24 protein-coding genes are annotated in these 18,837 nt (G+C 50.3%); 19 read left to right on the top strand and 5 right to left on the bottom strand.

Translation table 11 applies throughout. The features are described from left to right. Positions 1–81: 81 nt before the first annotated feature. The 11 genes from ACSSVF_RS10470 (at position 82) to ACSSVF_RS10520 (ending at position 5,622) form a co-directional block, all read left to right on the top strand. Complete coding sequence (locus ACSSVF_RS10470; protein WP_492403394.1) at positions 82–414, top strand: hypothetical protein; 333 nt, start codon at positions 82–84, stop codon at positions 412–414. Between the two features lie 3 nt (positions 415–417). Next, positions 418–852: a VOC family protein gene (locus ACSSVF_RS10475; RefSeq protein WP_492403395.1), complete on the top strand. Its 435-nt coding sequence runs from the start codon at positions 418–420 to the stop codon at positions 850–852. A 58-nt stretch (positions 853–910) separates the two neighbouring features. Then, positions 911–1,270 carry an iron chaperone gene (locus tag ACSSVF_RS10480; RefSeq protein ID WP_492403397.1) on the top strand — a complete coding sequence of 120 codons (360 nt, stop codon included), beginning with the start codon at positions 911–913 and terminating at the stop codon, positions 1,268–1,270. 63 nt (positions 1,271–1,333) lie between these two features. Next, positions 1,334–1,702, top strand: coding sequence for a VOC family protein (locus tag ACSSVF_RS10485; RefSeq protein WP_492403399.1), 369 nt, complete (start codon positions 1,334–1,336; stop codon positions 1,700–1,702). Positions 1,703–1,714: 12 nt separating this feature from the next. Beyond that, complete coding sequence (locus ACSSVF_RS10490) at positions 1,715–2,143, top strand: EamA family transporter (RefSeq protein ID WP_492403401.1); 429 nt, start codon at positions 1,715–1,717, stop codon at positions 2,141–2,143. A gap of 143 nt (positions 2,144–2,286) precedes the next feature. After that, complete coding sequence (locus tag ACSSVF_RS10495) at positions 2,287–2,511, top strand: hypothetical protein (protein ID WP_492403403.1); 225 nt, start codon at positions 2,287–2,289, stop codon at positions 2,509–2,511. Between the two features lie 192 nt (positions 2,512–2,703). Then, positions 2,704–3,906 (top strand): PQQ-dependent sugar dehydrogenase, encoded by a 1,203-nt coding sequence (locus tag ACSSVF_RS10500; protein ID WP_492403405.1) that lies wholly within the window; start codon positions 2,704–2,706, stop codon positions 3,904–3,906. A 149-nt stretch (positions 3,907–4,055) separates the two neighbouring features. After that, the gene (locus ACSSVF_RS10505) at positions 4,056–4,382 is read left to right on the top strand and encodes a YnfA family protein (protein ID WP_492403407.1); all 327 of its coding nucleotides are present in this window, start codon (positions 4,056–4,058) and stop codon (positions 4,380–4,382) included. A gap of 197 nt (positions 4,383–4,579) precedes the next feature. Further along, a complete protein-coding gene (locus ACSSVF_RS10510) occupies positions 4,580–5,191 on the top strand; it encodes a hypothetical protein (protein ID WP_492403408.1) in 612 nt (203 codons plus the stop codon). Next, entirely contained in the window at positions 5,151–5,405 is a 255-nt protein-coding gene (locus ACSSVF_RS10515; RefSeq protein ID WP_492403410.1) for a hypothetical protein, read from the top strand. Before ACSSVF_RS10510 ends, ACSSVF_RS10515 begins: the two co-directional genes overlap by 41 nt. A gap of 58 nt (positions 5,406–5,463) precedes the next feature. Continuing rightward, positions 5,464–5,622, top strand: coding sequence for a hypothetical protein (locus ACSSVF_RS10520; protein WP_492403411.1), 159 nt, complete (start codon positions 5,464–5,466; stop codon positions 5,620–5,622). 182 nt (positions 5,623–5,804) lie between these two features. Here the strand turns inward: ACSSVF_RS10520 and ACSSVF_RS10525 are convergent, their stop codons facing one another. The 3 genes from ACSSVF_RS10525 to ACSSVF_RS10535 form a co-directional block, all read right to left on the bottom strand. Further along, positions 5,805–8,225, bottom strand: coding sequence for a TonB-dependent siderophore receptor (locus tag ACSSVF_RS10525; protein WP_492403412.1), 2,421 nt, complete (start codon positions 8,223–8,225; stop codon positions 5,805–5,807). Positions 8,226–8,302: 77 nt separating this feature from the next. Continuing rightward, on the bottom strand, positions 8,303–9,325 hold the full coding sequence (locus ACSSVF_RS10530; RefSeq protein ID WP_492403414.1) for a FecR family protein: 1,023 nt from the start codon (positions 9,323–9,325) through the stop codon (positions 8,303–8,305). 16 nt (positions 9,326–9,341) lie between these two features. Next, entirely contained in the window at positions 9,342–9,860 is a 519-nt protein-coding gene (locus tag ACSSVF_RS10535; RefSeq protein WP_492403416.1) for a sigma-70 family RNA polymerase sigma factor, read from the bottom strand. A 124-nt stretch (positions 9,861–9,984) separates the two neighbouring features. Between ACSSVF_RS10535 and ACSSVF_RS10540 the strand changes: the two genes are divergently transcribed. Continuing rightward, entirely contained in the window at positions 9,985–10,392 is a 408-nt protein-coding gene (locus ACSSVF_RS10540) for a hypothetical protein (protein ID WP_492403417.1), read from the top strand. Between the two features lie 63 nt (positions 10,393–10,455). Here the strand turns inward: ACSSVF_RS10540 and ACSSVF_RS10545 are convergent, their stop codons facing one another. Continuing rightward, complete coding sequence (locus ACSSVF_RS10545; protein ID WP_492403419.1) at positions 10,456–11,292, bottom strand: outer membrane protein assembly factor BamD; 837 nt, start codon at positions 11,290–11,292, stop codon at positions 10,456–10,458. A gap of 47 nt (positions 11,293–11,339) precedes the next feature. Here ACSSVF_RS10545 and rluD point away from each other — a divergent pair, with 47 nt between their 5' ends. The 5 genes from rluD to rimO all read left to right on the top strand — a co-directional run bounded on the left by rluD (position 11,340) and on the right by rimO (position 16,460). Next, positions 11,340–12,488 (top strand): 23S rRNA pseudouridine(1911/1915/1917) synthase RluD, encoded by a 1,149-nt coding sequence (gene rluD, locus ACSSVF_RS10550; RefSeq protein ID WP_492403420.1) that lies wholly within the window; start codon positions 11,340–11,342, stop codon positions 12,486–12,488. After that, the gene (gene pgeF / locus ACSSVF_RS10555) at positions 12,481–13,209 is read left to right on the top strand and encodes a peptidoglycan editing factor PgeF (protein WP_492403421.1); all 729 of its coding nucleotides are present in this window, start codon (positions 12,481–12,483) and stop codon (positions 13,207–13,209) included. Before rluD ends, pgeF begins: the two co-directional genes overlap by 8 nt. A 112-nt stretch (positions 13,210–13,321) precedes the next feature. Then, positions 13,322–13,981, top strand: coding sequence for an HAD family hydrolase (locus ACSSVF_RS10560; protein ID WP_492403422.1), 660 nt, complete (start codon positions 13,322–13,324; stop codon positions 13,979–13,981). 242 nt (positions 13,982–14,223) lie between these two features. Continuing rightward, positions 14,224–15,114 (top strand): ZIP family metal transporter, encoded by an 891-nt coding sequence (locus ACSSVF_RS10565; RefSeq protein WP_492406346.1) that lies wholly within the window; start codon positions 14,224–14,226, stop codon positions 15,112–15,114. An 11-nt stretch (positions 15,115–15,125) separates the two neighbouring features. Continuing rightward, positions 15,126–16,460, top strand: coding sequence for a 30S ribosomal protein S12 methylthiotransferase RimO (gene rimO, locus ACSSVF_RS10570; RefSeq protein WP_492403424.1), 1,335 nt, complete (start codon positions 15,126–15,128; stop codon positions 16,458–16,460). Between the two features lie 154 nt (positions 16,461–16,614). Here rimO and ACSSVF_RS10575 read toward each other — a convergent pair whose 3' ends face one another. Then, a complete protein-coding gene (locus tag ACSSVF_RS10575) occupies positions 16,615–16,956 on the bottom strand; it encodes a hypothetical protein (RefSeq protein WP_492403426.1) in 342 nt (113 codons plus the stop codon). Between the two features lie 118 nt (positions 16,957–17,074). On the opposite strand from ACSSVF_RS10575, the gene gltX reads away from it, so the two are divergent. Together gltX and hfq are read left to right on the top strand one after the other, a co-directional pair. Beyond that, positions 17,075–18,481, top strand: a complete 1,407-nt coding sequence (gltX, locus tag ACSSVF_RS10580; RefSeq protein WP_492403427.1) for a glutamate--tRNA ligase — start codon at positions 17,075–17,077, stop codon at positions 18,479–18,481. A 113-nt stretch (positions 18,482–18,594) separates the two neighbouring features. Continuing rightward, positions 18,595–18,837, top strand: coding sequence for an RNA chaperone Hfq (gene hfq, locus ACSSVF_RS10585; RefSeq protein ID WP_306390195.1), 243 nt, complete (start codon positions 18,595–18,597; stop codon positions 18,835–18,837).

Raw genomic sequence — 18,837 nt, forward strand, 5'->3', positions numbered from 1 at the left:
CGCAGCATTATTTAGGCTAGACGTACACCATCCCAGCCCGTACTATGAGCTAAAGCTAAACGATATTAGAGAGGGGTCTAAGTGGCTATTCAGTTTTTACCTATCATCACAGCATTCGCACCTTATATTGCGCAGGTGGCGACTGCGGCCATTCCGGCGTTTACGCCCAAGCCTGAAGTCGCCAAAGTTGACCCTGTGTTAGCCAAGCAGATTGAGGAGTTGCAATCGGCGGCGATTCAGAATGCAGAGTCCCTGCATGTGCTGGCTGAGAAGATGCAGCTGGCGATACAGGGCATTGAAGCGGCTGCACAACGGGCGCAGAAGCAAGTCACAGCGTATAAAACCATGCTGTTTTTGTCGCTGGGGCTCTCTACTGCCTCATTGGCTACTTGCCTTTATATCCTGTTCAGATGATTTATGAAGCCGCGTATCAGTATCATCACGCTAGCCGTGGATAACCTGCAAGCCTCGCTGGCGTTTTATCGCGATGGCATGGGTTTGGCTACTGAAGGCATCATTGGCACTGAGTTTGAGTATGGGGCCGTGGTGTTCTTTGAGCTGGAAGGGGGCTTGAAACTGGCCATCTGGCCGCGTGAAAGCCTGGCGCGTGACAGCTCTTTGCCAGTGTCATCCACAGCGCTTACCCGGAATGCACCCGCTTTCGCAATTGGTCACAATGTAGCTTCTAAAGCAGCAGTGGATGCACTGATGGCGCAAGCGCTCAAAAGCGGCGCGACCATTGTTAAGCCCGCACAAGATACTTTTTGGGGCGGTTATGGCGGTTACTTCCAGGATCTGGATGGACATCTCTGGGAGATCGTCTGGAATCCGGACTGGGCGGTTGAAGACTAAACCGTAGCGCTTGCAAACTGTCAGTCGAGCCTAATATCCCCTCTTCAAGGACCCGCCGGTGACTTTTTCATCGCACGACGACTATCTAGCCAGCCTGACACCAGAGGTAAGAAGCCTGCTGGTTTCTATCCAGCAGACGGTAGTCACTTTGTTGCCAGAAGCTACGCCGTGTATCAGCTACCGTATGCCTGCATTTCGCACCAAGCGTGTGTTTTTCTATTTCGCCGCATTTAAAAACCACATCGGCATTTATCCGCCTGTCACACATGATCAAGACTTGATTGCGGCGCTTGCACCATACCGGGGTGAAAAGGGCAATTTATCCTTCCCGCTGGCACAACCATTACCCCTCGCATTGATAGGCCGGGTAGCCCTTGCATTGCATGATGAGTATGAGGCCGCTACGCGCAAAACGTGAGCTTGATTTATACTTGAAACATACAACTATGTTCAAGAATAATGTGGGAGGATACGTTTAGTCATGACAAATCTGAAAGTCACAGAAATCAAAGCGTTTGTGCCGGCCAAAGACTTTGAGTTATCCAAACAGTTTTACCGCGATATCGGCTTCACCATGGCCTCAGAGGGCGGCGGCGTTGCTTACTTTCACTTTGAATATTCAAGCTTTTTGTTGCAAGACTTTTGTGCTGAAGGATTTTCCGAGAACTACATGATGCATTTGCTGGTGGAAGATGTAGATGCCTGGTGGCAAAAAGTTGAGCAGAGCGGAGTCGTCGCAAAATATGGCGTTAAAATCTGGCCTATCACGTTGCAACCCTGGCGCATGCGTGATTTCTGTATCGCTGACCCTTCAGGCGTACTATGGCGCATAGGCCAGAATGTGGATTAAGACTGGCACCATATGATCACTGACTGGTTTTTCTGGGCAGCGCTTTCAGCCTGCTTTGCGGCGTTAACCGCCATCTTTGCTAAAATCGGCATCAATGGTATTGATTCTGACTTTGCCACGCTGATCCGCACGGTGGTCATCGCAGCAGTGTTGGCACCTTTTGTCTGGTTTGCCGGCAAGTGGAGTAACCCGCTGGCACTGCCTGCGCGCTCATTGCTATTCCTGGTCTTATCCGCAATCGCAACCGGTGCTTCTTGGATATGTTATTTTCGCGCACTACAACTGGGGGAAGCCTCCAAAGTCGCGCCGGTAGATAAATTCAGCCTGGTGCTGGTAGCATTGTTTGCTTTCCTGTTTTTGGGCGAGCGCCTTTCAGGACGCGAATGGCTAGGCGTGGCACTGGTGGCTATGGGCGTCTTTGTGCTGGCATTCAAACGCTAACCCATGCACTAGTGGCCGCCTTCATTGAAAAGCGCGACTGAGTAAAAAAACGTATTTAACCCACACACGAAATCATGCATGCTTGGTCATCCAGTCACGTCTGGATGACCCATTCAGGTTTTATCAATTTGACTGGAAAACATTTGTTACGTGCTTTAATTTATGGGCTCGCCATTTTGCATCTGGGGCCAGGTTTTGCGTTTGCAGTGGTGGCATTTGGCTGTGATGGTTTAGACCCGGCCTTGGGCGCATTCTGTCAGCAAGACAGCTTTGCTTTGTTTATTCGATTGACCCTGGCAGCGTGGGCAGTGATGATTGCTGTTTTATCGCTAAAAATATTCATCACAAACTACATGAATAAAAAATAATATTTAATTGATTTTAAATGTAAAAGTATTTTTTAAATTAGATTTATGTAAACTTTTCTCTGTGCTTGCAACTCGAATGCAATCATAAGAATGGAGTATCCAGCTTTGCTTTCCCTGAATCATAAAAAATCAAAACCACTATTTTTAAAATATTTAATGCTCAGCCTGTTATGGTTGAGTGTCAGCTGGCACATGCTCCAGCCTTCAGCGCAAGCCGGCGATGGTGTCGTGCCAAGGCTGCTCCTTTCAGGCAGCGATGCGGCGGAAGCGGATAAAGAAGCCAACAAAGAACCAGAGCCACCAAGAATCAGTTCGGTGTTTGGTACGCAACCCCTCAAAGTCTACAAGCTGCCTTTTGAGGACCAATATCCCAGCGGGCCGTTTGAGCGCCTGGATAAACATTTGTTTTTGTTCATCAGCAAATGTGGCGACGTCTATTTTGTGCGCCAGAATGAAACGCTGGAGTTAGTGAAACCCGGCAAGCAATTGGCGAAGTATATTCCAGGTGGCGATACTTCGTCAGATGAGAGCAGTAGCAAGCAATTGGTGTATTGCAAGGAGCTTTCCGGCGTGAAAGATTCGCTGCTGATAGGCAAAACACTGTATGTGGCTTATACCGCCTGGGATGAGGTGACCAATGGCGTGCGTCTGGCTGTGAGTGAGTTTGCGGTGGATGTAGAAAACAGCGAAGTGAGTTTTGACCGCGAAATCTATATCAGCCGCCCTGCGATCAAAGAGCCTATTCTCGGCCACCAGGTTGGCGGCAAATTGGCGTTGGGGGAGAACGAACGCACCTTGTACTTAAGCATAGGCGATTTTTCCAAACCGGACCGCGTGCAGGATAAGACCACTTCATTAGGCAAAGTCATGCGTATTGATTTGCAGCGGTTGAATGCCGAAGTCTACGCCACCGGTTTCCGCTCGCCTTCTGGCGGCCTGTTTTACGATAAGGAAAGCAATGAGTTGTGGCTCACCGACCATGGGCCGCGTGGCGGGGATGAGGTCAACCTGATCAAGCGCGGCAAGAACTATGGCTGGCCGATTGTCAGCTATGGCACTATTTATGAACGTGATGGCATGAGTGGCTATTACGGCAATAAATTCAACAGCCACGAAGGCCATGAAAAACCTTTGATGACCTTTGTGCCTTCCATCGGAATCGGCCCGCTGGCTAAGTACCCACCTACCGGGCGCAATGATTTCTGGGATAACGATTTGTTTGTTGCGGGCATGGGTAACACCACTTTGTACCGCATTCGCCGTGAGGGCACGACGCTGGTGTATGCGGAGCCGGTGCTCAGCGATTTCCGCATTCGTGCGATCCAGATCGATGCGAACGGTACTTTTTACCTGAAAACGGACCAGAACCAGTTGCTGATTTCAGAGCAGGAGTAAGCTTGGGTTTTGCACTCGCGATTACCTGCTTAACCTGGCATACATTGTGGATTGAATAACAGCATAAAATATTGCAGAGCTGGTGAGATGCCAAAGTTTGACGCAAAAGTGGCCTCTGGAATCAGTCATACCCATGACGAGGGAATATAGTGTTCAAAACCTTGCTGTTGTTTGTTTTCACCGCCATTGCGGAAATTGTGGGTTGTTACCTGCCTTATCTTTGGCTGAGGGAAGGTAAGAGCGCCTGGCTGCTTGTGCCCGCCGCGATCAGCCTGGCAGTATTTGCCTGGTTGCTGACCTTACACCCGGCGGCGGCAGGCCGTGTATATGCTGCCTATGGCGGTGTGTATATCGGCGTGGCTATTGTATGGCTATGGCTGGTGGAGGGCATACGCCCGACAGGCTGGGACTTGCTAGGTGCCGTAGTCGCTATGCTGGGCATGGCGATTATTATGTTTGCACCCCGGCAGATATAAAAATTCATCTTCATGTTCATATAAGTCAAAAATTAGCCATTCTCAAATCTGCTCTATTAAGAAAATATTTATTAAATTTTTTATTTTTTAGTTAAACTTTTTTAAATAAGTCTGGATAAGTTGTTTTAAGAAGGGTGGGTTTGCATGTTGTAGCGCAGGTCCGATTCCTCATAAACAACAATCTGGAAGGTTTGGCTATGGTAGCGATCGTCACTGGTAATGGCGTAGGTCTTGGCAAGAGTTCAGCGGAGGTGCTGGGTCAGGGAGGGCAGGTAGGACTAGGCCAGCTCCCTGGATTAGCAGGCAATGCCTACGTGAATGCCAGCAACGGTAACCTCATCATCCAGCGCCAGGACGAGCTCCTGATTGGCCGCGGTCCAGATATCGGGGTGTACCAGACGTATAACAGTCAGGGCACCTTGGACTTCGATAACAACGACAACTGGCAGGTATCCTTGTATCGTCAGCTATCTGGTCGTACGGGCACCCTCAATGCTGCAGGCAGTACCATCACCCGTACCGCTGCTGATGGTTCCGAGCTAGTCTATACCTACGACAGTACCGCAGGCAGTTCCACCTTAGGCAAATACGTCAACAAGGATGGCGCCGGCAGTTTTGACACTCTCACTTATACCTCAGGCACCAATACCTGGGTGTGGCAAGATGGCAATACCCGAATCAAAGAAAGCTACGCGGTTGACCCCACAGACAGCACCAAATGGCGCATCACCAGTGTCACCGACCTTGACAACAACAGCCTCACCTATATTGGCTCAAGCAGCAGCACTGCATCAGCTTGGTCGTCATGAAGAAACGGTTGATGCAGTTTATAAAGCGTTGGAAATGGAACCTGAAAGAATTGGTAAGATTACTGGAGTGCTGGAGGCGATATTTTCTTTGGCGATCTTGAATCGCCGACCAGAAGCTGCAGAACTTGCAAAACGCCATATTGCGGCAAATCCTAACTGGCAAGATAACTCAACATTCACACAGGCTGCAAAGGAGCTTAGTGTTGTGGATTGAAAGTTAATAATAGTGAATTGCTTTAATCCAACAAAAAAATGCTGTTTGTAAACTTTTTTTGAGTAACTCCGGAGAGAACAAACAGACCGCGATCACCACCAGTGCTAGCAATATGGCGCTCAAGAAAAACAACCAATACTGGAAACCCGGCTTCTCTGACCACTTCTATGATGTCAACGGCCATTTCAACCGAGCTTACGACCGGGTAGGTAACTGAGACATTAAATACGTCACTGACGCCCAGGGAAAATGCTGACCCAAGTCACGGCCATTATTATGTTTGCACCCAGGCAAATTCCCTGCATTTTAGAAACTGAGGTAAAGAGATATGGCAACCCATATGTTTGCGGGTTGCCAAATTTATTATTTGAAAACTTTGGAACTGTTAAAAACCGCTTATTAAAAATCAATAGTTGCCGAAATCAATGCCGTGCGTGGTGCGCCCATGGTGATAAAGCTACGAGAGACTGAATTCCAGTAATCTTTATTCGCCAGGTTCATGATGTTGGCGCGGAAAGTGACTTTGTTGCCTGAGATCTGGGTGGCGTATCGTGCACCTGCATCAAACGTTGTCCAGCCAGGAATGCTTTGAGTATTCGCGACATCGGCTTGTGCTTCACCAAAACTGGACATGCGGCCGGTCAAGGTCAAGCCAGGGATGGCAAACACATCATATTCAGCATTGATCACTACGCTTACTTTTGGCACACCGACTGCGTCTTTGCCATCATTCACCCCATTGAGTGTTTTAGTCTGCTCCGGGTCGATAAATGTCACGCCACCAAGCAAACGCACGCCGTTGAATGGCTGACCAAAGGTAGACAGCTCCAGGCCACGGTTGCGCTGTTCGCCATCTGCCACCAGTCGACGGGCGGCATTGGTGAATGTGCTGGGCTGGGTGATCTGAAACACGGCTGCAGTGACGCCAAAGGTTCCAGCGTTATACTTCACACCAACTTCTTGCTGTTTTGCGACAAATGGCGGCAAACTTTCGCCAGCGTTGGCTGCTGTGTTAGGTGCGACGGAGCCTTGTGACAAGCCCTCACTGTAGTTGCCATACACAGAGTAATTGCCCAGTTTTGCGAGCAGGGCAGCAGTAGGCGTGACTTTGCTTTCGTCATAAGCATTTGTTTTGACGCCAGAGGTAAAAATGCCGCTATAGAGTGACTGGTGGCGGGCACCCAGAGTGAGCAGCAGATTGTCTTCAAGGAAGCCGAAGGTATTCACCAGGCCGACACTATGTAGCTGCAAATCGCCATTTTGAGGGATCACACCATAATTGACCGTGGGTTTTGGCAGGTTTGGGCTTTGGTATATATTGCCAGTATAGTTGGCTCCACGAACGGTTAAACCGCCAGCAGTCCGATCAAAGTCAGTGTAGGTCAAGGCATAGTTGTTACTCACGCTACCCAGTTGCATCTGACCACGTAGTCCGACCTCATAGGTATCCACTTCGTAGTAGCCGCGGTATCCGCCGACACCAGCGGTGAAATTACCAGCACTATTGACCAAAACGCGAGCGGTGGCGCCTGCATAAAAATACTCTTCATTGCCTTTGGCCTGGCCGTAATTGATATAAGCGGTGAGGGCAGGATTAAACTCGTATTCTATTTTGGTCATCCAGTAATGGGAGTCACCTTTGAAAAACTCCCAATCATTGACAAAGTTTTTATCATTTTGTGGTGCACGTGGCAGCGCAAACCCCGGGTTATACTGAATGTTGGCGGAATAACCTTTTGTTAGACGGTCTTGGCTAGCCAGATCGAAACTGGCAGTGAGTTTTTCGCCACGATAGTCCACGGCCAAAGAACCTATCAACATGCGGTCGGATTGACGGCTGATCGGCGTGTCGCCTTCGCGAGCCAGTGCATTCAGGCGTACGCCCCAGGCGTTGTCTTCGCCAAAGCGCCTTCCCAAATCTAAATGCCCGCCAAACTGGCTATCTGAAATGTAACTGGCTGTGAAACGGTTGAGCGGAGTGTCACCCGCGCGTTTTGAGACCAGGTTGATGTTGCCACCGGTGACGCCAAACGGGCTGCTACCATTGAGCATAGAAGCCGGGCCTTTCAAGACATCGACACGCTCGTAAAAATCTGGTGCAATCCGGCGCAGCTCTGTCATTCCGTACAAGCCATTAATGCCCACCTGGTTGGTGAACAGCGGAAAACCACGGATATGGTAGGTTTCACTATCACCATATTCAGCCATGGCGCTACGCACTGAAGGGTCTACCGCCACAATATCCGCCAGGCGGCGTGCCTGCTGGTCGAGAACAAACTCTTCAGTAAAGCTTTGCGTGCTAAAAGGCGTTTTAAAAATATCGACGTTACCCAGAATGCCCATGCGGCTGGCTTTCGCCACTTGTCCGCCTGCAAATGCCTCAGGCAAATCGCTTGGGGAGTGCGTTCGGCTGGCCTGGATGGCGACTTCAGGTAGTGTATCGGTATGTTGAGTGACTGGACGCGGGACAATGATGACTGCGCCATTGGCAGACCTGGCTTGCAAGCCTGTGTCTTTAAGTAGTTGCTGTAACGCCTGATCGCGCGTTAATTGTTGTTTCAGGGCTGGCACAGATCTGCCTTTGACTTGTGCCGCATCAAAGGTCAGGGTGATGGCAGATTGTCTCGCTAATGCATTCAGCGCGTCTTCAAGTGTGCCCGCCGGTAGCTTGAAATCGAATACCCGGCTTTCTTCAGCATAAGCGCTCACTGCTGAAGTGGCCGCCAGGCCGCCAGCAAACCCTGTCAGTAATACGGTATGAAATGCCGCAGAGAACTGCCGTTTGAGGGATGATTTTTTGCGGTGGGTGCGTACTTGCATCAGGTTAGACCTCTATCAGTAAAAGAGAAATAACCCTATGCCGGATAACTCTGGAAAAACCCGCAGATTTTTTCAGATTATTTTTTTCTGACCACAATACGATCAGGTTGCCTTGATACCCGTATCGGCAACGTTTGGGCAATGGTTTGCAAGGCATGTTCTGCCGGGTCGGCACGATTAAGCTGGAACACGCCAGATACGGTCAGCTTGGCTACCTCGGCATCATAAGTCACCGGTAGCACCTGGTAACGTAATAATTCAGAAACCAGTGTGTCCAGAGGCATTTGTTTCGCTACGATGACACCGTCTAACCAGGCCATGGGGTCTTGTGCCTGCAAGGTTTCTTTTAACGGCAGAGCCGGGGCGCCCTGCAGGTGGTAGGATTCATTCGCATAAGCGCGCACAGGCGGATGTGCCGGGGTATGCATGGCGACAATGCCTTCGCTGACATGCAGGCGGGTGCTGCCCTGTTGCTGATATACCGAGAAACGCGTGCCTATGGCTTCTAAATCACCTTGTTTGGTATTGACCCAGAAGGTACGCCGTCCAAACAGTGCCTGCGTATCTTTACCCGTTTCCACATAGATCTCGCCGTTGTTGAGGACGATTTCACGTTTCAGCAATGCATAATGAATGTCGACGCTGGTATTGGTATTCAGCGTCAGCGTTGTGGCGTCGGCAAGCGTATAGGTCGCCCGTTGCCCTAATGGCGTGGCAAAGTGCGAATCTTGATGCCATGGCCCAAGCTGATTCATCAGCAAAGAAAGTGTAACCAGTGCAATCGCGCCTATGCCAAGTTGCTTGAGCGTCCCCTGGCGATTAGCAGTGCTCTTAGATTGTTGATCGACCAGGGCAATGGTCTGCGTCACCACTTTTTTTGAAGTGGCTGGGATCGCATTCAATGCCTGTTCCATCGTATGCAATGTCTGCCAGGCGGCCTCATGCATAGGATCTTGGGCACGCCATTGGCGAAAGTTATTTTCATCTTCTGCACTGGCTGTGCCTGAGCTGAGCTTGACTGACCATGTAATCAGTTCTTCCATCACCGCAGCGGGAATCTCTTTTTGATCTGGCAGAGGGGGAGCGTGCAAGGCAGACATGGTTCTGATCAATCTCTTATGCTCTGGCACTGCGTGTAAGCAGTACATGCCTTAAGGCAACTGCCATATGCGCTTCAACGCTACGCAATGAAACCTTCAGTGTGTCAGCAATCTCAATATAAGTCAGTCCTTCCAGTTTTGAGAGCAGAAACACCGTGCGCACTACGGGTTTTAGTCCATTCAATAACTGATCGATTTGCAACAGGGTTTCCAGCAGGACCAGTTGTTCTTCTGGTGAAGGTGCCATGGCGGCAGGCAAATGCATGATCGTTTGCAAATAAGCCTGCTCGACTGCCTTGTGGCGAAACTGGTCTACCATCAAGCCATGCGCGATCGTACTCAAAAAGGCACGTGGCTCATCCAAGTGGGGAACGCTTAAGGATTTGGTAATCAGGCGCAGAAAGGTATCATGAGCGAGGTCATTGGCATGGTGGATACAGCCTAAACGCCGTTTTAACCAACTGACTAGCCAGGTATGGTGTGTCTGGTACAGCGTATGAACTTCTTGTTGCGGTGGCGCATCCACAGTGGACATGAGGACAATCATTACTAATGATAACTATTCTCAACATGATAGGTTGGGGTGATATGGCTGTCAATATGTGCGACTGGTAAGTATTGTTAATCATCAGGGTTGTTGAATAAAGGGTGCTCGAATTATGCGTTTGCTGATTTTCTTATGGGCATTGCCTACCACGCTGGTGGGTGTGGTGACTGCCATCCTGTGGTTGTCGTTTGGTGCAAAGCTGCGAATCGCACATGGCGTGCTGGAAGTGCATGGCGGGAAACTTGCCCTATGGTTTATGCGGCGAGGGTTTGCGGCCATTGCATTAGGGCATGTGATACTGGGTTTTTCAGCGAGCAGGCTGGAGCAATTACGTCCGCATGAACATGTGCATGTACGGCAGGCTGAGCGCTGGGGCATTTTGTTTATCCCAGCTTATTTGTTAGCCGGGCTTTGGCAAAAGCTGCGGGGACGCCATATGTATTATGACAATCCTTTTGAACTGGAAGCCTTCGCTGCAGAAACCTGGGCGGCAAAACCGGAAAGCCGTCACCACGCGTGAAGCTGGCAAATAAAAAAGCGCCTGGGATAGGCGCTTTTTTTCAGTCCGGATGGCTGCAGAGAATTACTTGTACAGGCTTTCCCAGAACTTCCACCAGACTTTTTCGTCTTCGTTGATTTTCCCGGTGATCATAGGGTTTTCAGGATAGTTGGTTTTGAGCACACGCAAGGTGTCATCCTTGAGATCATCCAGGTGCATGGCATCGTAGGCGCTGATCATGGTGACTAGTGCATCTTCAACCGCGCTGGAATTAGGGTAAGTTTCCAGCACATACTTGGTGCGGTTGACCGCAGCGACATAGGCTTTACGTTGCATGTAATAACGCGCTACGTGCATTTCATGCATGGCCAGCGTGTTGACGAGGAAAATCATGCGCTGCGTGGCATCTTTGACATAACGGCTATTAGGGAAGCGCTCGACCAGTTCTTTAAAAGCATTGAATGAAACGCGCAGGGTTTTCGGGTCGCGGTCATTGATTTCCTGCTTGGTGTATTTTTCGATCACACCACGTTCGTTAAACGTCGCCAGGCCTTTGAGGTAGTAGGCGTAGTCCAGGTTAGGGTGGTTAGGGTGCAGTTTGATAAAGCGGTCAACAGCGGATAAACATAATACCGGCTCGGATTTCTTGTAGTAAGCGTAAGCCACTTCAAGTTGTGCCTGGGTAGCATATGCCCCGTGTGGATAACGCGCTTCCAGCTTCTGGAAGTAATCAATCGCCTTATCGTAGTTTTTATCCACCATCTTTTCCTGACCGGCGGCGTACAGACGTTGTTCGGGCCAACCTTTGGTTTCGTCAAGCGGATTTGGATCACCAAAAATAGCACAAGCACTCAAGGTGAGCGCAGCGATGAAAATAAAAGCGCGCGTGAGCAGGGCGTTAAGCGGTAAAATGCGAAGCATGTTGTTCAATATCGTTATATATAAGGAAACTCAGGGCATTATAACTGATGCCGTTTGAAAATATGAAAGAAAGCGCTTCCTTACATCTGGTCGTGCCTACCAACCTCGGTGGGCAACGACTGGATCTGGTTTTGCAGCAAATGCTGCCAGACCATTCTCGTAGCCGGTTACAGGGCTGGATCAAAGAAGGCCTGGTGCTGCTGGATGGCAAAGCGCCTACCGCTAAAACCAAAGTCTGGGGTGGCGAGAACATCACCGTCACGCCGCCAGTGAATGCGCAAGACAGCGCATTTGAACCTGAAGACATCCCGCTGGATATCGTCTATGAAGATGATGCCCTGATCGTGATCAACAAACCAGCCGGCCTGGTAGTGCATCCTGCTGCCGGAAACTGGAGTGGCACATTGTTAAATGCGCTGTTGTTCCACCGGCCGCAACTCAAAGAAGTGCCACGCGCAGGCATTGTGCACCGGCTGGATAAAGACACCAGTGGTTTGCTGGTGGTGGCGAAAACACTTGAAGCACAAACCAGCCTGGTACGCCAGCTGCAAGCGCATTCGGTCAAGCGCGAGTACCGCGCCATCGTCTGGGGCCAGCTGTGGCGTAGTGGCAAGGTCGATCAACCGATAGGCCGTCATCCACACCAGCGCGTCAAAATGGCGGTGATACGCCGTGGTAAATCTGCAGTGACGCATTATCAGGTATTGGAACGTTTTGGTACGAATACCTATTTGCGCTGCAACCTTGAAACCGGCCGCACGCACCAGATCCGGGTGCATTTGCAGCATTTGAAAGCGCCTATGGTGGGCGATCCCTTGTACGGCATCGGCAATATCATCCCGCACAAAATGATGTCGACAGAACTGCGTGCCGTGATCGGTGATTTCAAACGCCAGGCTTTGCATGCCATCAAACTAGGTTTGACGCACCCGGTCACCAATGAGCATATGGAGTGGCAAATCGAGCTGGCAGATGATATGCGTGCATTGCTCGAAGCCATGCGCGCCACTGAAGTGCCTGATGAGCCTATGTCACCCGTTGACCTCAATGTCGACGAAAACGGATTATTCATCGGCGAAGATGATGAAGACTGGGGCGATGACGATCTTGACGATGATGACCTGCAAGATAGCGATCTGGAGGCTAACGAAGAGTGGGATGATGACGAACTGGTAGCGGACGAGGACGATGCCTAAACCTGCATTCATCACGCCGGACTGGCCAGCGCCTGCAAATGTCAAAGCATTACAAACCACGCGCGCAGGCGGTGTCAGCACAGACAACTATGCCAGCCTGAACCTGGGCGATCATGTCAAAGACAATCCATTACACGTCGCGCATAACCGTCAATCGTTAAGCCCGTTTTTGCCGACTGAACCGGTCTGGCTGCAACAGGTGCATGGCGTCCGTGTGATTGATGCCAGTACCTCCAGCTGCCTGGAAAGTGCGGATGCCAGTTTCAGCACGCGCAGCGATGTGGTGTGCGTCACCATGACGGCGGATTGTTTGCCGGTATTGCTTTGTGATCAGGCAGGCACTGCTGTGGCGGCCATCCATGCAGGCTGGCGCAGTTTGTGTGACGGTGTGATTGAAGCCACCGTCAACGCCATGCCGGTAGAAGCAGGGCATTTAATGGCCTGGCTGGGCCCTGCGATTGGCCCGGATGCGTTCGAGGTCGGTAGTGAAGTGCGTGCGCAATTCATGGCGCAGGACACGCAAGCGGAAACTGCTTTCCGCCCCCATGGTGATAAATGGCTGGGTGACTTATATGCCATTGCCAGGCAACGGTTAAACACTTTAGGTATTCAGCAGATTTATGGTGGCGGACGCTGTACCTACAATGAGCCGGACGCATTCTTCAGCTTCAGGCGCGATGGCGATACCGGGCGCATGGCGACCATGATCTGGCTGGAATAGGGTCTGGGCCGGAATAAAGTTTTCCCCGGCAATCACGCATTAATTTATTGGAAGAATGGTTTTTAAACGTCATTGACCAGCATTCCAGCAGTTTGAGACATATACATAACTCATGAAAAAACATCTGATTTTTGATCTGGACGGCACCTTGATTGATTCTGCCCCCAGTATCCTCGAGGGCTATGACCAGGCTTTTAAAACCACAGAGACGCCATTGCAAATGCCTTTAACCAGTGATGTGATAGGCCCGCCGCTGATTGAAAGCCTGAAAATGCTTTCCGGGCGCGACGATGAAGCACTGCTGCAAGCGCTGGCAACCGCGTTTAAACAACACTACGACAGTACCGGCTACCTGAAATCTGTGGTGTTTGAAGGTGTGGCCGACATGTTGCAGAAACTGCATGATGCAGGTTGTCAGTTGTATATTGCGACTAACAAGCGCTTATTCCCAACTGAAAAAATCATCCATCATTTGCAATGGGATACATTTTTCTCGGGCGTTTTTGCGCTGGATTACTTTCAACCTGCCTTGCGTTGCAAAGCCGATATGGTAGGCCGCATCGTGCAGGACCTGGCATTGCCGATTGAGCAATGCCTGTATATTGGTGACCGCCTGGAAGATGGCCTGGCCGCTGATGCGCACCAGATGGACTTTGTGCTGGTGACCTGGGGTTATGCCGCTGATGCCTCGCTTAAAAAGCCGTATTGGCAAAGCTGTGCTACTGTAAATGGCTTACCCAAACTAATCGCGGATACAAAAGGCCATCATTAAAGCAACAGTATCGCATGCGCAGCCACCCAGGCCAGCCTGCATATACCGTGCTTACCTTGTGCTGATACTAGGGATTGTCGTCGACGATGTTATTGCACAACTCATTTAACCCGCAGATTGGCAATGATGATAACTGATTGTTTATGCTCATTTTTGGCAGAACTCACGTATAATGCCCGCCTCATTTCTACAAAGTATGCATGATTAATTTCTCACCCTCTTTGACTGCCACACTGGCGACCATGTCACCCCTGACGGGCATGGTGATCGCCTGCCTGGCCGGAGGCGTGTTAAGCGTATCAGTCGCTGCGGTGTTTGCGCTCAATGCCAAAAAGCAGTGGGTGCCACTGCTGGTCAGCTATGCGATCGGTGCTTTGTTGGCCGCTGTATTCCTGGAGATATTGCCGCACGCGATTGAAACCAGCCCCAATATTGAGGCGATGACAGCGACCATGCTATTCGGGATTCTGCTGTTTTTTGCATTGGAAAAACTGGTGTTGTGGCGGCACTGTCACGGTGAACACTGCGAAATGCATGCCATCCATGACGAAGCGCATTGCCCGGAACTGCATCCAGGCAAGGCTTCTGAACAAAAAATAAAAGCACCGCAAGGGTTGATTAAATTCCGCCCGGTATCAGTTGAAACACCACAGGTCATGAGTCATCACCATCATCATGATGATGGTCGTAGCGGCATGATGATTATGATAGGTGACACTTTTCATAATTTTGTCGATGGCGTGTTGATTTGTGCCGCGTTTATGGTCGATATGCAGGTAGGGCTGGTGACTGCGCTGGCGATCATTGCGCACGAGATTCCACAGGAAGTCGGTGATTTCCTGATTTTATTACATTCCGGCTATAGCAAGCGCAAGGCGTTTTTGTTCAATATTGCTTCCAGCCTGGCGACGCTGGCAGGTGGCCTGATTGCTTATGCAGGGCTGAATATGGTACAGCACTGGGTGCCTTATATCCTGAGCCTGGCAGCTTCCAGCATGTTATATGTGGCGGTAGCGGATTTGATTCCCGGTTTACACAAACGCACCGCATTGCGCGATACGTTATTGCAGTTATTATTGATTACATTAGGCGTAGCTTCGGTCGCGGTAACCAAGCTCCTGGTGGAAGGTTAAAAGGTTAATGTATGCAGAGTATGCCTAAAGTTGGTTTTGTCTCGCTGGGCTGCCCCAAGGCGGGCTCAGATTCAGAACGTATCCTGACCCAGCTGCGTGCTGAAGGTTATCAGATCAGTAACAGCTATGAACAATCTGACCTGGTGGTGGTGAACACCTGTGGATTTATTGATTCTGCGGTACAGGAGTCCTTGGACGCGATTGGCGAAGCACTGAACAAAAACGGCAAGGTCATCGTGACCGGCTGCCTGGGTGCTAAAAAAGACGTCGTCACTGGCGCACACCCTAGCGTGTTGGCTGTCACCGGCCCGCATGCACTGGAAGAAGTGATGGGCCATGTGCATACGCATTTGCCAAAACCGCATGACCCGTATACCGATTTGGTGCCGCCACAAGGCGTGCGCCTGACGCCCAAACATTATGCCTACCTGAAGATTTCAGAGGGCTGTAACCACCGTTGCAGCTTCTGCATTATTCCAAGTATGCGCGGTGACCTGGTCAGCCGCCCGATTGGCGATGTCATGAACGAAGCCGAAAATCTGGTTAATGCCGGGGTGTCGGAAATCTTGGTGATTTCGCAGGACACCTCCGCCTATGGCGTGGATATGAAATTCCGTAGCGGCTTCTGGAATGGCAGACCGGTGAAAACCCATATGACCGCCTTGAGCAAAGCGCTGGGCGAGCTAGGCGTATGGATACGACTGCACTATGTTTACCCATACCCGCATGTTGATGAAGTCATCCCATTGATGGCAGAAGGTGCGATTCTGCCGTATCTGGATGTACCGTTACAGCACGCCAGTCCGCGTATTCTCAAAGCGATGAAACGTCCCGCCAGCAGTGAGAACAACCTGGCACGTATTAAAGCCTGGCGCGAGACTTGTCCGGAAATCGCCATCCGCAGTACCTTTATTGTTGGTTTCCCCGGTGAAACCGAAGACGACTTTGAAATGTTGCTCGACTTTATGGAAGAAGCGCAACTGGACCGTGTTGGTTGCTTTGCTTATTCTGCAGTTGATGGTGCGACGGCCAACGCTTTAGATCACCAGGTGCCGGAAGAAATCAAGAAAGAGCGCTTGAGCCGCTTTATGGAAGTGCAGGAGCGCATCAGCGCCGCCAAAGTGTCTGCCAAGATCGGTAGCCTGCAAACCGTACTGGTGGATGAGCTGACCGAGGATGATGCCGGCAATGTGATCGCCATTGCGCGGACAAAAGCAGATGCGCCGGAAATCGATGGTATTGTCTATTTGCAGGATGCTGACGGCATAAGTCCGGGCGATTTTGTCGATGTGCAGATTGTGGATGCGCAAGGGCATGACCTGATAGGGGCGCCGCCTGAGTTCTGATCTATTCGCTTGAGTTTTGATCCATTAGATAGACATGGAAAATGCCGCAATTGCGGCATTTTTTGTTTGAAAACTGTGTTTATTTAAAACATTTGTGAATCACTTAAAGGTTAAACGCGCGCCATTCTGCGGAGTTTAAAAACCTTTATTCTTATCATGCGGCTTGGGTCAGCTGGGGCCGTTCGCAATCCGCGCGGTCAGCAAAAATATCGAGGGTGTAAGGGCAGCGCTTCAATTTTGATTCGCTATTTTTACGTTTGCCGGTTTGTGCCAGATTCACATAAGGCGTCTGGCTAAGCCTGACATAGCCAGACTGTAGCAGTTTTTTTTCAGTCGTTTCAAACTGGCTTAATGGGTTATCCATGTTTTGCAGGGTGATGCCTAGTTTATGTACGGCAACCACATGGTAAATCACGCTGGTTTGCCCAGGCATGGCCGGTTTGCCGTAAAGCTCACCGACATGAATCTCGCTGCTGGAAGGAGTAGGCTGCATCATGGACGCATGATAACGCGTTTGTAAGCGCGCTTCAATCTGCCCATGTGCAAAAAGCACGGCGCGGCAAGAGCAGCGCCAACATGTTAAAATAGTCCGCTTAAGAATTCAGAGAGTCATCATGCAACAAGTTGTTAAAACCCGTTTTGCGCCCAGCCCCACAGGTTACCTTCACATTGGTGGCGCACGTACCGCATTATTTTCCTGGGCCTATGCCAAGCGTCACGGCGGCCAGTTTATCCTGCGGATTGAAGATACGGATGTTGCGCGCTCTACGCCAGAGGCCGTACAGGCGATCCTGGATGGCATGGCGTGGCTGGAGCTGGACCATGATGAAGGCCCTTACTACCAGATGCAGCGCATGGAGACTTACAAGGCGACGATAGCGAAAATGCTGGACGCAGGACAGGCCTATTACTGTTACAGCAGCAAAGAAGAGCTGGATGCCCTGCGTGAAAGCCAGATGCAACAAGGCTTAAAGCCACGTTACGATGGTCGCTGGCGGCCAGAGCCTGGCAAAGTCTTGCCAGAACCGCCTACAGATATCCCGCCCGTGGTGCGTTTTAAGAACCCGCAAGAGGGCGTGGTGGCGTGGGAAGATATGGTCAAAGGCCGTATCGAGATTGCCAATGCTGAGTTGGATGACCTGATTATTGCCAGAGGCGACGGTACGCCGACATACAACTTCTGTGTGGTGGTAGACGACTGGGAAATGGGCGTGACCCAAGTGATTCGTGGCGATGACCATGTGAACAATACGCCACGACAGATCAATATGTTGCAGGCACTGGGTGCACAGGTGCCTCAATATGCGCATTTGTCCATGATACTGGGCGATGATGGCCAGAAGTTATCCAAGCGTCATGGTGCTGTCAGTGTCATGCAATACCATGAAGATGGCTACTTGCGTGAGGCGGTATTGAATTACCTGGCGCGCTTGGGTTGGTCGCATGGCGATGATGAAGTATTTGATATGGCGCAGTTTTGCCAGTGGTTTGATCTTGACCATATCACGCCTTCAGCCGCGCAGTTCAATACCGAAAAACTCAATTGGTTGAATGCGCATTACATCAAGACATTGCCTTTGGAGCAGATCGCCGAGGAAGTAAAGCCACGCCTGGCAAAGCTAGGCATTGCTGACACCCAATCGCCCGATTTGCTGGCCGTGCTGAATCTTTACCGTGAGCGCGCCAATAACCTTAACCAGCTGGCAAGTGAGATCGCTTTCTTTTATCGCACGCCTGAGATTAGTGAAGCCGATGCGACTAAGCACATCCAGCCGGAAACAGCTGCCTATATTGAAAGCTTCCTGGAAAAGATTAAAGATTCTGACTGGACTGCCGATAAATTACACGATGGCCTGAACCAGGTCGTCGCTGAGCAACAGATTAAATTCCCCAAACTGGCGATGCCACTACGGGTGGCTTTAATCGGGATTGCGCAGTCTCCCAGCATCGATCAAGTGATGTCGATACTAGGCAAAGACGCCTGTTTACAACGCATTCGTGCATTATTTCCAAAAAAATAATGCACAGGCATTGAAATTGGAACAAATTAGTACAATCATAGTCACTGTAAGGGATTGGTGTTCAACATAATAAAAACTCCAATATATGATTAAAACAATGAAGGAGCAATTCGATGAATAATAAAGGCCAAATGCTGCAAGACCCTTTTCTGAACGCCTTGAGGAAAGAGCATGTTCAAGTGTCCATTTATCTCGTAAACGGTATCAAGTTACAGGGTCAGGTAGATTCGTTTGACCAGTATGTTATTTTGCTGAAAAACACTGTCACGCAAATGGTATACAAACACGCTATTTCCACCATTGTTCCAGCCCGTCCTGTTAATTTAGGACCACACGAACCCGCACAAGAATCTTAA

The organism is Methylophilus sp. E2MeOHC9 (assembly GCF_058744375.1).

Bases quoted from the DNA above. Each gene is read 5' to 3' on its own strand.
- ACSSVF_RS10510 (WP_492403408.1), top strand. From the start codon at position 4,580: ATGGTAGCGATCGTCACTGGTAATGGCGTAGGTCTTGGCAAGAGTTCA.
- ACSSVF_RS10485 (WP_492403399.1), top strand. From the start codon at position 1,334: ATGACAAATCTGAAAGTCACAGAAATCAAAGCGTTTGTGCCGGCCAAA.
- ACSSVF_RS10530 (WP_492403414.1), bottom strand. From the start codon at position 9,325: ATGTCTGCCTTGCACGCTCCCCCTCTGCCAGATCAAAAAGAGATTCCC.
- ACSSVF_RS10565 (WP_492406346.1), top strand. From the start codon at position 14,224: ATGTCACCCCTGACGGGCATGGTGATCGCCTGCCTGGCCGGAGGCGTG.
- ACSSVF_RS10535 (WP_492403416.1), bottom strand. From the start codon at position 9,860: ATGTCCACTGTGGATGCGCCACCGCAACAAGAAGTTCATACGCTGTAC.
- ACSSVF_RS10525 (WP_492403412.1), bottom strand. From the start codon at position 8,225: ATGCAAGTACGCACCCACCGCAAAAAATCATCCCTCAAACGGCAGTTC.
- gltX (WP_492403427.1), top strand. From the start codon at position 17,075: ATGCAACAAGTTGTTAAAACCCGTTTTGCGCCCAGCCCCACAGGTTAC.
- ACSSVF_RS10545 (WP_492403419.1), bottom strand. From the start codon at position 11,292: ATGCTTCGCATTTTACCGCTTAACGCCCTGCTCACGCGCGCTTTTATT.
- ACSSVF_RS10575 (WP_492403426.1), bottom strand. From the start codon at position 16,956: ATGATGCAGCCTACTCCTTCCAGCAGCGAGATTCATGTCGGTGAGCTT.
- ACSSVF_RS10500 (WP_492403405.1), top strand. From the start codon at position 2,704: ATGCTCCAGCCTTCAGCGCAAGCCGGCGATGGTGTCGTGCCAAGGCTG.
- ACSSVF_RS10540 (WP_492403417.1), top strand. From the start codon at position 9,985: ATGCGTTTGCTGATTTTCTTATGGGCATTGCCTACCACGCTGGTGGGT.
- rimO (WP_492403424.1), top strand. From the start codon at position 15,126: ATGCAGAGTATGCCTAAAGTTGGTTTTGTCTCGCTGGGCTGCCCCAAG.
- hfq (WP_306390195.1), top strand. From the start codon at position 18,595: ATGAATAATAAAGGCCAAATGCTGCAAGACCCTTTTCTGAACGCCTTG.
- rluD (WP_492403420.1), top strand. From the start codon at position 11,340: ATGCCGTTTGAAAATATGAAAGAAAGCGCTTCCTTACATCTGGTCGTG.
- ACSSVF_RS10560 (WP_492403422.1), top strand. From the start codon at position 13,322: ATGAAAAAACATCTGATTTTTGATCTGGACGGCACCTTGATTGATTCT.
- ACSSVF_RS10490 (WP_492403401.1), top strand. From the start codon at position 1,715: ATGATCACTGACTGGTTTTTCTGGGCAGCGCTTTCAGCCTGCTTTGCG.
- ACSSVF_RS10475 (WP_492403395.1), top strand. From the start codon at position 418: ATGAAGCCGCGTATCAGTATCATCACGCTAGCCGTGGATAACCTGCAA.
- pgeF (WP_492403421.1), top strand. From the start codon at position 12,481: ATGCCTAAACCTGCATTCATCACGCCGGACTGGCCAGCGCCTGCAAAT.